This window comes from Aquimarina sp. AU474 (assembly GCF_900312815.1).
Classification (GTDB): Bacteria; Bacteroidota; Bacteroidia; order Flavobacteriales; family Flavobacteriaceae; genus Aquimarina.
The window spans coordinates 196697-210572 of sequence record NZ_OMPE01000006.1 but is presented as its reverse complement, the minus strand read 5'-3'; the positions used below and the strand labels follow the sequence as shown (position 1 = coordinate 210572).

General features: G+C 31.0%; 13 protein-coding genes. 6 read left to right on the top strand and 7 right to left on the bottom strand.

Annotated features, from left to right (window positions below; translation table 11 throughout):
• Window positions 1-5: 5 nt before the first annotated feature.
• The 6 genes from DK508_RS05630 to DK508_RS05605 all read right to left on the bottom strand — a co-directional run bounded on the left by DK508_RS05630 (window position 6) and on the right by DK508_RS05605 (window position 4316).
• Window positions 6-536, bottom strand: coding sequence for a carboxymuconolactone decarboxylase family protein (locus tag DK508_RS05630; RefSeq protein ID WP_109299771.1), 531 nt, complete (start codon window positions 534-536; stop codon window positions 6-8).
• 138 nt (window positions 537-674) lie between these two features.
• Window positions 675-1646 (bottom strand): 23S rRNA (adenine(1618)-N(6))-methyltransferase RlmF, encoded by a 972-nt coding sequence (gene rlmF / locus DK508_RS05625; RefSeq protein WP_109299770.1) that lies wholly within the window; start codon window positions 1644-1646, stop codon window positions 675-677.
• Between the two features lie 42 nt (window positions 1647-1688).
• Window positions 1689-2261, bottom strand: a complete 573-nt coding sequence (locus DK508_RS05620) for a hypothetical protein (protein ID WP_109299769.1) — start codon at window positions 2259-2261, stop codon at window positions 1689-1691.
• A 64-nt stretch (window positions 2262-2325) separates the two neighbouring features.
• Complete coding sequence (locus tag DK508_RS05615; RefSeq protein ID WP_109299768.1) at window positions 2326-2775, bottom strand: RidA family protein; 450 nt, start codon at window positions 2773-2775, stop codon at window positions 2326-2328.
• Window positions 2776-2909: 134 nt separating this feature from the next.
• On the bottom strand, window positions 2910-3713 hold the full coding sequence (locus tag DK508_RS05610) for a tol-pal system YbgF family protein (RefSeq protein WP_109299767.1): 804 nt from the start codon (window positions 3711-3713) through the stop codon (window positions 2910-2912).
• Between the two features lie 42 nt (window positions 3714-3755).
• A complete protein-coding gene (locus DK508_RS05605; RefSeq protein ID WP_109299766.1) occupies window positions 3756-4316 on the bottom strand; it encodes an RNA polymerase sigma factor in 561 nt (186 codons plus the stop codon).
• Between the two features lie 240 nt (window positions 4317-4556).
• Between DK508_RS05605 and DK508_RS05600 the strand changes: the two genes are divergently transcribed.
• The 4 genes from DK508_RS05600 to DK508_RS05585 all read left to right on the top strand — a co-directional run bounded on the left by DK508_RS05600 (window position 4557) and on the right by DK508_RS05585 (window position 10548).
• Entirely contained in the window at window positions 4557-5912 is a 1356-nt protein-coding gene (locus tag DK508_RS05600; RefSeq protein ID WP_109299765.1) for a S8 family serine peptidase, read from the top strand.
• 52 nt (window positions 5913-5964) lie between these two features.
• Window positions 5965-8715, top strand: a complete 2751-nt coding sequence (locus DK508_RS05595) for a CHAT domain-containing protein (protein WP_109299764.1) — start codon at window positions 5965-5967, stop codon at window positions 8713-8715.
• Window positions 8716-8883: 168 nt separating this feature from the next.
• Window positions 8884-9726, top strand: a complete 843-nt coding sequence (locus DK508_RS05590; RefSeq protein ID WP_109299763.1) for a hypothetical protein — start codon at window positions 8884-8886, stop codon at window positions 9724-9726.
• A 108-nt stretch (window positions 9727-9834) separates the two neighbouring features.
• Complete coding sequence (locus tag DK508_RS05585) at window positions 9835-10548, top strand: hypothetical protein (protein WP_109299762.1); 714 nt, start codon at window positions 9835-9837, stop codon at window positions 10546-10548.
• 304 nt (window positions 10549-10852) lie between these two features.
• On the opposite strand, the gene DK508_RS05580 is transcribed toward DK508_RS05585, so the two are convergent.
• Window positions 10853-11950: a beta/gamma crystallin-related protein gene (locus DK508_RS05580; protein WP_109299761.1), complete on the bottom strand. Its 1098-nt coding sequence runs from the start codon at window positions 11948-11950 to the stop codon at window positions 10853-10855.
• 530 nt (window positions 11951-12480) lie between these two features.
• Between DK508_RS05580 and DK508_RS05575 the strand changes: the two genes are divergently transcribed.
• Together DK508_RS05575 and DK508_RS05570 are read left to right on the top strand one after the other, a co-directional pair.
• Window positions 12481-13152, top strand: coding sequence for a hypothetical protein (locus DK508_RS05575; protein WP_109299760.1), 672 nt, complete (start codon window positions 12481-12483; stop codon window positions 13150-13152).
• A 7-nt stretch (window positions 13153-13159) separates the two neighbouring features.
• Window positions 13160-13750: a hypothetical protein gene (locus tag DK508_RS05570; protein WP_109299759.1), complete on the top strand. Its 591-nt coding sequence runs from the start codon at window positions 13160-13162 to the stop codon at window positions 13748-13750.
• Window positions 13751-13876: the final 126 nt, after the last annotated feature.

Below are 13876 nucleotides of genomic sequence, written 5' to 3'. Positions count from 1 at the left end.
ATTTTTTAAATTGAAGGGAAATCAATATCGGTTTGTGCAGTATTATTAATATAGTTTGTAAAAATATTTAATGCTACATTTCCAACAATTTCTGCTACTTCGCCGTCAGTATACCCTGCTTCTTTAACTAAAGAAACATCTTCTGAAGTCACTAGCCCATTTTTGGTAACCAATGTTCTTGCAAAAGTTAAAGCCGTCTCTGTTTTTGGGTCACTATTTTTTCCTAAACGAGCTTGCGCAAGGATATCAGCATCTATTTTTACTAAATTTGCTCCAATATACGTATGTGCTGCAAGGCAATAATCGCAACTATTAGTTTCTGCTACAGCTAATGCAATTAGCTCACCCGTTTTTGCTCCTAGAGAACCGCTTCCTAGAGCTCCACTTAAATTTAAGTATCCTTCTAATACTGCAGGAGAATTTCCCATGGTTCGCATCATATTAGGTACCATTCCTAATTTACTTTCTATACCATTAAATAATTCTTTTGATTTGCCTGAGGCTTCTTCAGGACTTAGTGCTTTTAATCTAGCCATTTTATATGTTCTTAAAATTGTTTGTCAATATCGACAGTACAAATATTGAACGATAATCAAAGAAAAAGAATGGAGGATTTACGCTTTAATATGGACAATTTTCTTTTTGAGATCTGCTCCAAAAAATTGTCAGAAAACTTATTTAGAAGTTTTGGTTTTCCATCGTGTATTTCGCCATTCTGCCTGTTCTGTTTTAGACAAAAATGTCCAAGCTACGATACGACTAGATTTATTACCTGTACCCATTGGGATCGTTTTGACCTCATGAGCTTCTACTTTTTTCAGGAATTTATATATCCCTTTTAGATTAGATTGTTTTGATACTAACGTTGAAAACCAAAAACAATTTTTATCAAATTTTTTACTTTCCCTTACCATATTGGTAACAAATTTTAATTCGCCTCCTTCATATACGAGTTCATTACTAATACCAGCAAAATTAAGTTCTGGAGTTTTTACTTTTTTTCCAGATAGGTTTTTAATTTTTCTTCTTGTTCCTTTTTGTGCTTCTTCAATAGATGCGTGAAAAGGTGGATTACAAATAGACATATCAATTTTATCTTGTTTGCCTATAATACCATAAAAAATGTCTTTTGAATCCTTTTGCAATCTACATTCTATCTTATTTGTAAGAACCGTATTAGCATTTATAATTTTTTGAGACGATGCAATTGATTTTGGTTCAATATCAGAACCTATACATCTCCAATCATATTCTGTTACTCCTATTATTGGATATATACAACTAGCTCCTACCCCCACATCAAGACAAATAACATTATCTCCTTTTGGTATTCTACCAAAATTACTCTCACTCAATAGATCTGCTATATAATGTATATAATCTGCTCTTCCTGGTATAGGTGGACATAAATTATTATCCGGAAACTCCCAGTATGCTATTCCATAATAATGATTAAGTAGTGCTTTATTTAAAATTTTTACAGCGGCTGGGTTCGAAAAATCAACAGATTCTTGACCGTGCTTATTAAGTTTAACATAATTGGCTAATTCTGGATTGGCTACTATTAACGCTTTTAAATCATATCGTTCTCGATTTTTATTTCGAGAATGTAACCTGGTTTTTTCTTGTGGTTGTTTTGTTGACATGATTTAATTTTGAATATTTTTCTAATTTTAGAGTAGTGGCTATTAATCCACATAACAGGGAACATAAAAACGTTGAGTCTTTCCGTCTTTTAGTTCTACCCAAAACTCTTTTTCATTTTTTGTTTTCCATATTCTCTGACCCACATAAAAATGTTCATTCATATCATATTCATTCTTAAACGTGTATTTTAACTGAGTGTATGCCGAATCTTTTTTTCGTATCCGTAAAGTTTGAAATCTTATAGCGATAATAAAACCTTCGTATCCATCCTTTAGTTGTTCGACACAATGGTAAGAGTTTAACCTTAATTCTTTTCTTTCTTTTTCTTCATGCAAAAAATACAAATAACACCCCAAAAGAGACATTGTACTTAACAGCAAAAATATGATATTTCGGCTTATGAAATAGTTTTGACGTTTTTTTGAAAACAATTGATAATCTATAAGCCATAGTATAGCAAGGCCAATAAAAATAACAGGTAATAAATATAAAAAGGCAAATCCATTAGCTCCTTCAAAATTACTTGCTTGTGATGTAAGTATAAAAGACACCACAGGAGTGAATACAAAAAGACATATAATTCCTAAAACAGTATGTAATGCCTTATTTTTCATGATATTTGAGGCGTCTTTGATTTAAACACCATTCTTTTTTGATCTACTTACCATCATCTTAAGATTAACTCTTCATCTCTACTACAATCTCTATCTCTACCGCCCAATTATTTGGTATCACCATCCCCACTGCAGAGCGTGCATGGCTACCTGTATCCGGAAATAATTTATTAAAGAAATGCGTAGCACCATTTACGACACCCGATGTATTATTAAAATCCTTACCTACATTCACCATTCCTAAAACTTTTACCACACGAGCGATATCATTAATATCAGCAATTGCTCCTATCGCTTGGATACATTTTACAGCGCACATCTCTGCCGCTTTATAACCATCTTCTAGATCAATATCTTCACCTACTTTACCTTTGATACCAATATCATTTATTAATGGTACTTGCCCCGAGGTATAAATTAAATTACCCGTACGTACTGCGTTTTGAAAATCTAATACTTGTAACGGTCCCGGTTCATAGTCGTATCCTAATTCTTTTAGTTTTTCTTCTAACATGGCTTATGATTTATGTGTTATAAATGTAAGTAAATAATTTCTTTGTCAATTGAGACATTTCTGTTCTTTTCAACAAGTTACATCGATAATCCTTACTAGGTTTTTTGTGTTGTTTTTTAAAACATCTAAAAAACCTATCGCTGTACATTTTTAAGTTTATCGATCAAATCTTTTGCTTCTTCGTCTTTAAAATTCATGGTATCATTAACCATAATCTCTAATTCCTGTTCTGCTATTTTGATATTATCAATTTTAAGATAAGACAGTGCAAGATACCAATGTGCTTTTGCAGCATCAAGAGTATTACTAGAAAGAAGTTTTCTAAAAGTATTAATAGCTTCTTCATGTTTACCTAATTCTAACTGCGCTACTCCTATATACATAAGTAACTGAGAGTCAGTTTTAACTGGATTTTTCTGTTTAAGCGATTCTAAAGCTCTTAATGCTTCTACATACTTTTCTTGATTAAATAATATTTCGGCATTTGTTAAATCAGTATCACTACCTCTTAATGTTAAAGAAGGTAATTCTTTCCAATCATTACTAAATTCACTATACAAAGAATTTGCATCAAAATCATTTGGTCTATACAACAATAAAAAGCCAATTATCAAAATCGCCGCAATAGAACCTGCAAACAAAATGATCTTTTTTAATTTGTGAGGTTTCTGCGAATGATAATTATCAGCCTCTTGGTATATTACATTTTTAATACCCTGACCTTTTTCACCTTCGAGGAAATCTATATGCTTTTGCATACTTGGGTGTTTCTTATTGATAATCTCCCAATCATTATTGTCATATATCAGTTGCATTTCTTTGAACACCTCAACAGAATTTGCTAATTCTTTATTTTCATTTATTTCCTTCAAAAACAAATTTCTTTCCTCATCATTCATCTCTCCTTTAAGATATCTATCTATACGATTATCATTCATTTAATTTTTATTTTAATGTTTAAAGGATTCATTTTTATTGATTTAAAAATGTTTCAAATCTTTATATCGTATATCTGATTGAATACTTTCTTTAAGCTTTGATTTACACTTAAAAATACGTTGTTTTACTGTATTCTCTGATGCATAATTCTTAACTTCTGCTATTTTCTTATACGAAACTTTTTCAAAGAATAATTTTAATAATTCTCTACAATTTGTAGAAATATCATTTAATTTTTCACGAAACAGCTCCCATTTCTCTTGTTCATAAATACTCATTGCTATTTCCAACTCTTCATTTACTAGATCAAAAACTTTATCGTTGGTTACCCTCAATTTTGTTTTTTTTATTTCTCTTCTCCATAAGTTCTTACAAATGGTCATAAAATATCCTTCAAAACTTGATGTAATACTAAAATTTGGATCTTGTGCCCTAACAGATAACTGAATTAATGCCTTTTGCATAATATCTTTGGCATCATCATCGCTACCGTCACTTTTTAGAATATACCCTCTAATTTTCGGATAAAGTTCTTTGTATATTTTACTAACACCTTTATTATCTCCGTTGATCAAACTTTGCAAAAAGTATTCATTATTCATATTATATACATAAAGTAAGTTCTTTGTAGTACTTGTATTTTTAATCACAAAATTAGTCAATATTTAAAATTAACAACACCTAGGCATCAACTGTTTCATATAAGGATCATTTTAACTTCTTTGTAAAAATCAAAAACCCAACAATAGCAGGGTAACCTTTTGGTAAATTTGAGCTCACTAAGACAGAAAACAATTAGTGATAAAATTTTTATCACTTTATAAGGTAAAAACGAAAGTATTATGAAAAACAGTAAATTAATATTAGTAAGCTTGATTTTATTAATCACTTGGTCTTGTTCTGTTGATGAGTATTCTCAAGACGGGGAAATAAATCCTGAGAATAAGAGTCTTACAAAAAGTTACACCAACGACTCTTTAGAACCCACTATTAAACCTAATCAAATAGTAATTCAATTTAAAAAAGAAGGACTTGGCGTTGAAGAAAAAATCGATATCAGAAATAAACTGGAAAAGAAATATCATTTTATAATTGATCATATCCAAACCTGTGACTGTGACAATGACAGTATAGAGTTATGGACAATTATAATATCAAACCCAAGTTTTTTGGGAATTGAAGATTTGGTTAAAAACCTATCCAATACTGATGATGATGATGAAGACGTAGAAGGTGATTATCAATTTTGGTTTTCTATTAATAGTGAAGGACTAGATGGAGCAAGTATATCTACTATTGAAGATAAGGTACTTGATTATAATTTGGATTATGCAGTAAATATTGCTGTCTTGGATACAGGTATTGATTATGATTATTTTCCTGAGAAATTTTTATACAATAGTAAAAACACTAAAGGATGTACTGATGAAATATCAGGATGGGATTTTGTAAATCATGATAATGACCCAAGAGATGATCACGGACATGGAACTATTACTTCCAAAATAGTTACAGATGTTTTAGACAATGCAAGTATTCCTTATCAAATACTCCCGGTAAAGGCATTTGATGACAATGGCATAAGTAGTTATTTTCGGGTTGGTTGCGCTTTAAAATATATAGTAAAAAAACAAAAAAAGTTTATTATTAATGCCAGTTTTGGCTTTTATAAAATATCAAAACAACAAATATTAGAAAACATTATCGATAGTGCATCGGATAGAATATTAGTTATCTCTTCTGCCGGAAATAAAGGAATCAATACTGATTTGCCAGGAAATGAACATTTTCCGTCGAGTTATGAAGCTCATAATCTATTAACTGTAGGAGGTCATATTGGGGATTTTACTACTTTCCCTTCTTACGGAATGCAGCATGTAAACGGATTCAATATCGCATCAGATTCTAATCATGGCGGTACTAGTATCGACATTGCTGCTCCCTTTACTCATCACATAATCCTAAAATCTAGCCATACCATAAATATTATCGCCCGAGGCACTTCTTTCTCTGCTGCTTATACTACCGGAAGAGCGGCTTTTGTTTATTATAATAACCATGTTACTCCTGCTCAACTGAAACAGGAAATTTTGGATACTGGATTTAATTCTCAGAGTTTTAACGGAATGATAAGAAATAATAAAATCCTTGTAAAAGGCTTTTTTAATAATCCAACGGCCCAAACACCAAGGCAATAATATTAAGTTAAAAATTGTTTGCTTACAGTTCTGGATTTTATACTTTTAAGATATGAAATCCAGAATTTTGGCAAATATTTTTTGTCTGCTTTTTTTTCCTTTCCTAGGCTCTTCGCAATATCTTGACAGCCTTAACAACATTATATCATCGGATATAACGCATCATTTTAAACGGCAAAAAGTAGATTTTTTTTTACAAAAAAATCAAACCAATATAAAACCAAATGAATTAGCAGATTGTTATCATGAATCTGGAAAATGGTTTTATAAAACCTGGAAAAAACAGAACAAAAATAAGGATTTAACAAAAGCCATTTTTTATACAAAAAAGGCATTAGATCTAAAAAAAAGCTTTAACTCATCTACAACTTCACTTAAGAAAACTCTTTACAACTTAGCTAATTTTCACTCTTGGCAAGGAAATTATCCTGAGGCTATTAATTATTACAAAGAAATCAAAGACATTCATCACATAGATACTAAAACTCTAAGTGCATTAAGAGCTATTAGTAATAACTATGTGCAAATAGGAGACTTTCATAAAGCACTAACTAATTTAAACACCTTGATTAGCATCTCTGCTAAGGATACTACTTTACGTAAAAGAACTATACAGGCATATGTAAATCGTGCAGATGTATACTCATCTATGGGTAGAAAAAAATTCTCTGAGGAAATTAAACAAGATGTGGAAAAAGCAGATTCTTTACTTGCTCTATATAGCTTAAAAAAAAATAAATATCATTATAGGATATATCAAATAGAAGGAAACAGACTTTTAGAAAACGGTTATTATAAAGGCGCTATTACTTATTTTGAAAAAACACTAAAAGGTATAACTAAAAAAGATTCTATAAATCGCGCAATTGTATATAATAGTATTGGTAATGCCTACGGTAAGTTAAAAGAATATAAGCGTGCATATAAATATTTTAACATTGCCCTATCTTATAATCCTTCTTTTTCTCCAATTTATGAAAATATCGGTGATATTTATATTGATCAATTAGAATTTACCAAAGGATTGAATCACTATCAAAAAGCAATAAACACTCTTTGCATTACCAATGGAAATGGATTACAGGATGATATTTCTATCAAAACCTTAGAGGTTGCAAGAGAAAAATACGATCTTCTATATCACCTAATTCAAAAAGCTAAAGCGTGGATTGTATATTATCATTATAATAAAAATAAAGAACATCTCTATCATGCACTTCGAACTTTTGAAACTGCAGATAAACTTATCGATATAATTCGTTTTGAAAGTACAGAGCATAAATCAAAATTATATTGGCGACAAAAAGGGGCTTCTTTATATCAGGGAGCTGTCGAAGTATGTTATCTTCTTAACAAACCAGAAAAAGCTTTCTACTTCATGGAAAAAAACAAAGCTATTTTATTATTAGAAGATATTACAAATCAACAAGCCAAAGAAAATGCCAAGCTTCCTTTTTATGTCTCAAAAAAAGAATTAGATCTTAAAAGATCTATCCATTTTATGGAAAGTAAACTACAGCAAGCTCTAGAACAGAATACAGATAGCATAATAGATTCTAGAAAGAGAAAACTATATATTTCGAAAAGAAAATATGAAATTTTTATTGATTCACTGGTTCAAACTTATCCCGAATATCGCAAATACAAGAAACTAATCCCTATTATCTCTTATGAGCATGTGTTATCAAAATATATCACCAAAGATGAACTAATTTTACAATACATAACCGATAATCATAAAGGATATGGTTTACTACTCACTCCTCAAAAACCTATTCTTTTTCAATTAAACAATACAACCGACTTATTTACAGATATAAAAAAATTACAACAACTCGTAACCCAAAAATTCATTACGAACCAACAAAAACAGGACTATAACAAATTCTCACATCAATTTTTTCAAAAATTAATTCCAAAAGTCATTTTTCAACATATTAAAGGAAAGAAGGTAACCATTGTTCCTGACTATATGTTACATCAAATTTCATTCGAAACTCTTATAACATCAACAAATCCTGACAATTTCTTTATCCAGGACACAGAAATTAACTATGCCTATTCTATATCACACCTTATTAATAATGAGCAAATATCAAGAAATACAAAACATAAGTTTCTTGGAATAGCTCCCATTCGATTTGACTCTTTAAATTTACCTTTATTACAACATAGTTTACAAGAAGTTGAAACTATAAATGATCATTTATCTGGTGAGGTTTTACTAAAAGAACAGGCTAACAAGGTTAACTTTATACAAAACGCCTCTCAATATGGCGTTATTCATCTTGCCACCCACGCAGGCATAAATGCTACAAATAGCCCTTGGATTGCTTTTTATGACGACAAACTATCATTGCAAGAAATTTATGGCTACAAAAATCAACATGAAGTGGTATCCTTAAGCGCTTGCAAGACATCTGTAGGGCAAATTCAAATGGGAGAAGGTGTTATGAGTCTTGCCAGAGGTTTCTTTTATGGAGGAGCCAAAAGTGTAGTTTCTAGTTTATGGTCTACAAATGATAAATCCAACAAAAAAATTATGATCGATTTTTATTTAGGTTTAAAAAAAGGTTTATCAAAATCTACTGCTCTAAGACAAGCCAAATTAAACTATATCCAAACCCATCAAGGTAGCGAAGCATCTCCATTTTATTGGGGAGCACTAGTACTTATTGGCGATTCTGGGCCAGTAAACATTAACAATCACAACGTTAATACAGGCCTAACAATTGTAACTTTAATTCTTTTTATCATCACTATAATAATTCTTCTAAGAATAAAATTTTTAAAAGCTAAATAATTTTTTCACTTTTTCTGGGTAACCTTTTCTATTCTCCAGACTCCTCTAGGCAAATAAGCAATTGCTTTGGGGCTGATCACCCTATCTCACAAACAAAAATCACAGATCGTGATCGCGGAAACCGAAAAGCGTATGAGTAGGAATTAACTAATAACAAAATGTAAAAAAATGAAAAATAAAATCTTAATAGCAATACTGGCTTTTTTAACAGTTTTTATTGAATCTTGTTCAGATGAAATAGATATAAGAGATGAAAATCAAAATTCTCAACTAATAATTGCTACCAAAATCAGGGAGCTTTCAAATAAACATATCAATTGGAATGTACAGATCAAAGCAAATGATGTAGATTGGAGTAAAGTAGCAGCAGCAGATGTAGGTGCCGCCTTAACTGCATATGCCAATGATGGATCTTTCTACACGGTATTAGGAGAAGCATCTGCCGCTTCAATCAAAAAATATGGTGAATTAGAATCCACATCCCAAAATAACGATACGGGTAATATAAATAACATTAATACTAACTCAGCAAATGACTTTGACAAATTCGGATATTGGCATTATCAATGTATAGAAAACGTTATTAAAAAACCTTCTAGTTATCTAACTAATGATGTTTTAGATATTTCAAAATATTATATTACTACTGAAGGCTTTCTTTTAGAAAATAATGTCATATCCCAAAATGATTTAGAAGGTTTTTCTATGGAAACGGCTCATCAAAAATTAAAATACAATAGTGAATTATTTAACAAATACGGTTTAACAGGAGGTTTAGAATATCAATTTAAAAATGGACAAATAGATGAATTGGTTTTTGAAGTCATGAAACCTTATTTTACTGTAATGGAGCATCTAGTCGATGTTCAAGAATTTGTTTCTTATTCTGAAGAGGCAGAAAAAATTATCGCGAACAGTGCGATAAAAGAAGAACATAAAGGGCAAATTCTTTCTACTATGGCAACAGCAAGATACGGGGTTCAATATTGGGATCACCTTATAAATCAGTAGAATAAAACAACTTTATAATACCAATTATATCACAAAATGATTGGTATTATAAAGTTAATATCGCAAAAACATTTTAATTTTTCTCAATTTACTTAAAGTGCTTTACTCATGAAAAAAACAACATACATATTTTTACTAACAACCATAACTACTCTTTTTTCCTGTTCTAAAAATGATGATCAAACCGAGATAGAAACTCAAGATTTTAGAAAGAGTAATCAGGAAATATTAGACTCTAAATCCTTTAACAAAAAAGGAATTCAACATAATCGAGATCTAGAATACTTATTAAATCATTTACCAGAAGATACAGATACAACTAACATAAGGAAATATACTCAACAAATCCTTTCAGAAAAATATCAAAGAGATCACTTGGGTGATATGCATATTTTTAATAGTTATAACGATCCAAATGAAATGTTGAATGAATTGTTTGAAAGGAAAATGATCAATACACAACTTTTTCTCCTGGCAAAAATTGATTTTAAAGATTTAAATGATTTTGAACAGTATGATAATTCTATTGATAATTTTGTTATTTCTCGTCTTAACAAAATTCCAGAACTATCGACAATCGATAAAGAAAAATATATTAATTTTTTATCCGTATTAAAGCACTCTTTTAAATTCTGGGATGCAAACAGTAATAATTCTCTTGGTAGAAATAAGTCGTTTAAAATAGATTCATTTATCAAAGAACTTATTGCTTTAGCACAGGCAGACTCTGTAACAAATCTTGTATCAATAGGTGGTATAGATCTTCCATATACAACATTTGATTATGTTCAATCTTCCTATTTTAGGTTTAATAACTTTTAATCGATATTAAGCTTGGTATATTAATGATGCACAAAAAGTCAATACCAAAAAAACCACGCTAATGCGTGGTTTTTTAATTGCTGTGACCGTGAAGGGGTTAACTATGTTGATCCCCTTTGAAAATGAATTATTGAAAATCAACAAGTTGGCAGAAGGCAATCATATAAAAATCAGTAGTAATTAAGCCTTACTCCAATCTTAAACCTCTAAACTCCAATTCGGATAATTATGCGATTAGAGGTTTAGAGGAATTTTCCACAATTAAGAACCCTCAGTTTCAAGAAGATTCAACTCGAGTTTGCCCCTACTCGGAGATTGGAGTAAATTTTTCAATCACTACAGTTCCTGTCGATGCACTTTTACTCTCGATAATCACTTTTTGTTTTGTAGTTAACTTTGTTCCCCTTAATCTCAGTGTGTATAGGGCTTCTATGGTAGCTTCCTGTGGTGTTAGTGTCATCACTGCCTTTGCTATATTTCCTGGAGGAATATTTACATTAAGTTCTTTGGAAACCGTAATCGTTTTGGTTTTAGACTCTTCTTTCCCAAAAGTAAACGTCTTTTCAAAGGTTGAAGTCACTGTTTGTTCAACACTTGCGCTCAAAGGACCAGCGGATACTCCAACACTAGCTGTTGTACTAATTTCCAGACCAAAAAGTGTCGATTCACTAAATGACCTTGTAAAACTTTCTTCATAGGACCTTTCTAGTGTGATATTTGCTTGCTGCTCTAAATTAGAACCATTTTGCGCTGTACTTGAAATCAGGATTGGTTCCCCATCTTTAGTCTTTATGTTCGTATACTCGATATTCGTTACCTCTAGGTTATTTTGTATGATTTGAAGGCTAGAGACTACATCATTAAATCCAAAAATAGACAGATTGGGATAATCACCAGATTCTAAGGTAAGCGAATGACCTTTCTGGAATGAATCTTTAAACAAGGTAACCGTAACTCCTTTTGGCACTTTCACCGATGAAAAGACATCATGTCGGAAAAAGGGAGAATCATAGTTAGTAACCTGTCCAGTTCCTGCTAAATTCTGCTGGAAACCTTTAAAATTATGCCCTTCATAGAATTCGATTATCGGAAAAATCGTCTTATCATGATCAAATACCTTGATGGCATCGATTTTATTATTCTGCTTACCAAATTGGGGATATTTACCTTCAAAAAGAAGAAAAGAACCGTCTCTAAAACCCTGTGTTATAAAGAACTCTGCATAGGTTCCAGGTGCTACTACTACCGAGCTTAGTTTATCAATACCTAGTGCAGGCACACTATCTGTACCGTGAATAATAGGACGAACAGCAGGATCTGGATTGAGTGTAGGATACACTCCTGTTTTGAGCTTATCTCTTTTGCCTTTGAAATTTGCATGATCATAAATTGTAATTGACATAATTGTTAATGTTTAATTGTAAAGGGAAAAAATAAACTGTTGTAGTTGTTTTCATCTTATTCTTACCACTTTGTAGGTTTATACAAGTTTACTACTAGCTAAAACGACTAGTAACTCATGTGCAACCAAACAATACATAATATAGAAAACTAATTAACAGAATATTCTCTTACCCCTACATGGTTAAAAAATATTTTTTTGTTGATCCAAAGGTATTATGAATGAATGCTTTAGCATTAAAACAAACCCGGCAAATGACTACATATTTCCGACAAGAGTACATAATTAACACTACCCTTAAGTACATAACCGACATGGGTTTCCATCATAAAAATCAAATGTTCATTACCCTGAGAATGGAGCTCCAAAAATATTTGAAGCTTGAACTGTATTAAAACACCCTGTTTATAAATACAAACCTGTCGCGAAATTGATAGTATTTGGCGCTTTTATAATAACAAACAAAGGGTAATTCCTCATAATTTTGATTCAGTATTAATCCTCTATAAATTCATTAAAACTCCCTAAAAATGAAACCAAAAAAAATATATTTGATTCTATTTTGCATAGCCAGTGTATTATTCAGTTGTGCAAGCTACGGTCTCAAAAACAAAAACCTTTCTATAGTCTTATCACAAACCGAACTGGCGTTAACAGGTCTCGAGAAAAAGATTACAACCTCAAACGATCCAGAATTGAAAAAAGCGTATTCCAGATTAAAACAAAAGAGTGTCGAATTGTTCCCAGTTTTAGAAAAGTGTAATGATAAATATGCACTGACTACAGAATATGTAACTACTTTACAAGCTTCAGAAAAAACCTTAAAAAATTTAGATAAAGCATATGAAACGATAGCGGATAAAACATTTATTCTGGAAGCGATCTATACAGATTTTGATGCAAAACTACAGACCATAAATAATACCGCAAAAAATGATGCAACCACAAAAATTAAAGTAATCGTAAATTCAAATGAAGAAGAAGGATTTTTTGTTTTCGGAAAATTGTCCTACGAACAGGGACAGAATATTAAAAGATTTCGGTTTAACCAACCTACTCAAAATGCTATTCAGGATTTTGTTCCTGGGTATTATTTATTTTGGTTAGAAAAAGAAGACCGAGTAGGAGAACAAGAACTACATCTCATTTTGAGTACTAGTGGAGAAGAAGAAAAAAAATTGATATTACAAACTCCAAAATAGTAAGGTCATGTTAGTATCAAAATTAAAAGAAATTTGGAAAGAAATTACACTACTAAGCACTTGGATTGCTGCCGTAGCAGGAGCTTTTATTATTCCATTGCCTTCCTGGCATGCATCTGATGATAATACCGCTTTTTTGATGAAGTTTGGAGTGTTTATTTCTAGTGCATTGGCAGGTTTTCTGATTTTGTATTCTTTAAAAAATAGAATGATTCAAGTATGGATGCGGTTATCCATTAATTTTATTTTGATTTTAATAGGAACTTATGCAGCATATCATTTTGCCAGAGAAGCCAAAACATTACCCTATTTAGAAAAAGATATTGTAATCGGTAATGAATTTGTAAACACCAATCCCTTTGAAGCATTCAAAGCTTCTAACGGATTTCTACCCGCTCGAAATGAGCAAATGATGATCCTTTTAGGAGATCCTGAAAAAGCCTGGACTAAAGAAAGTATTATGACTAATAGAGTACAGCTTATGGTGCTATTATTTTTATGTTATTTGTTTTCTGCGGGCTTTATTATTTCTTTCTGCAATCTGATGATTTTATATAAGGAAAAGTATACTATAAAAGTAGAGGAAAAAATGGCATGATAAATGAAAATCATAAATATTAGTATCGTAATATAGATAATAGCATTACCAGGTGTTTTATTGTACATTGAGGGTATAGTAGTCAGTAAAAAATGGATATATTTTTGATAAATTAAACAGGGGTTT

What these genes read in the sequence shown, in the direction of transcription:
- DK508_RS05630 (WP_109299771.1), bottom strand. Translation starts at nt 536, where the DNA reads ATGGCTAGATTAAAAGCACTAAGTCCTGAAGAAGCCTCAGGCAAATCA.
- rlmF (WP_109299770.1), bottom strand. Translation starts at nt 1,646, where the DNA reads ATGTCAACAAAACAACCACAAGAAAAAACCAGGTTACATTCTCGAAAT.
- DK508_RS05620 (WP_109299769.1), bottom strand. Translation starts at nt 2,261, where the DNA reads ATGAAAAATAAGGCATTACATACTGTTTTAGGAATTATATGTCTTTTT.
- DK508_RS05615 (WP_109299768.1), bottom strand. Translation starts at nt 2,775, where the DNA reads ATGTTAGAAGAAAAACTAAAAGAATTAGGATACGACTATGAACCGGGA.
- DK508_RS05610 (WP_109299767.1), bottom strand. Translation starts at nt 3,713, where the DNA reads ATGAATGATAATCGTATAGATAGATATCTTAAAGGAGAGATGAATGAT.
- DK508_RS05605 (WP_109299766.1), bottom strand. Translation starts at nt 4,316, where the DNA reads ATGAATAATGAATACTTTTTGCAAAGTTTGATCAACGGAGATAATAAA.
- DK508_RS05600 (WP_109299765.1), top strand. Translation starts at nt 4,557, where the DNA reads ATGAAAAACAGTAAATTAATATTAGTAAGCTTGATTTTATTAATCACT.
- DK508_RS05595 (WP_109299764.1), top strand. Translation starts at nt 5,965, where the DNA reads ATGAAATCCAGAATTTTGGCAAATATTTTTTGTCTGCTTTTTTTTCCT.
- DK508_RS05590 (WP_109299763.1), top strand. Translation starts at nt 8,884, where the DNA reads ATGAAAAATAAAATCTTAATAGCAATACTGGCTTTTTTAACAGTTTTT.
- DK508_RS05585 (WP_109299762.1), top strand. Translation starts at nt 9,835, where the DNA reads ATGAAAAAAACAACATACATATTTTTACTAACAACCATAACTACTCTT.
- DK508_RS05580 (WP_109299761.1), bottom strand. Translation starts at nt 11,950, where the DNA reads ATGTCAATTACAATTTATGATCATGCAAATTTCAAAGGCAAAAGAGAT.
- DK508_RS05575 (WP_109299760.1), top strand. Translation starts at nt 12,481, where the DNA reads ATGAAACCAAAAAAAATATATTTGATTCTATTTTGCATAGCCAGTGTA.
- DK508_RS05570 (WP_109299759.1), top strand. Translation starts at nt 13,160, where the DNA reads ATGTTAGTATCAAAATTAAAAGAAATTTGGAAAGAAATTACACTACTA.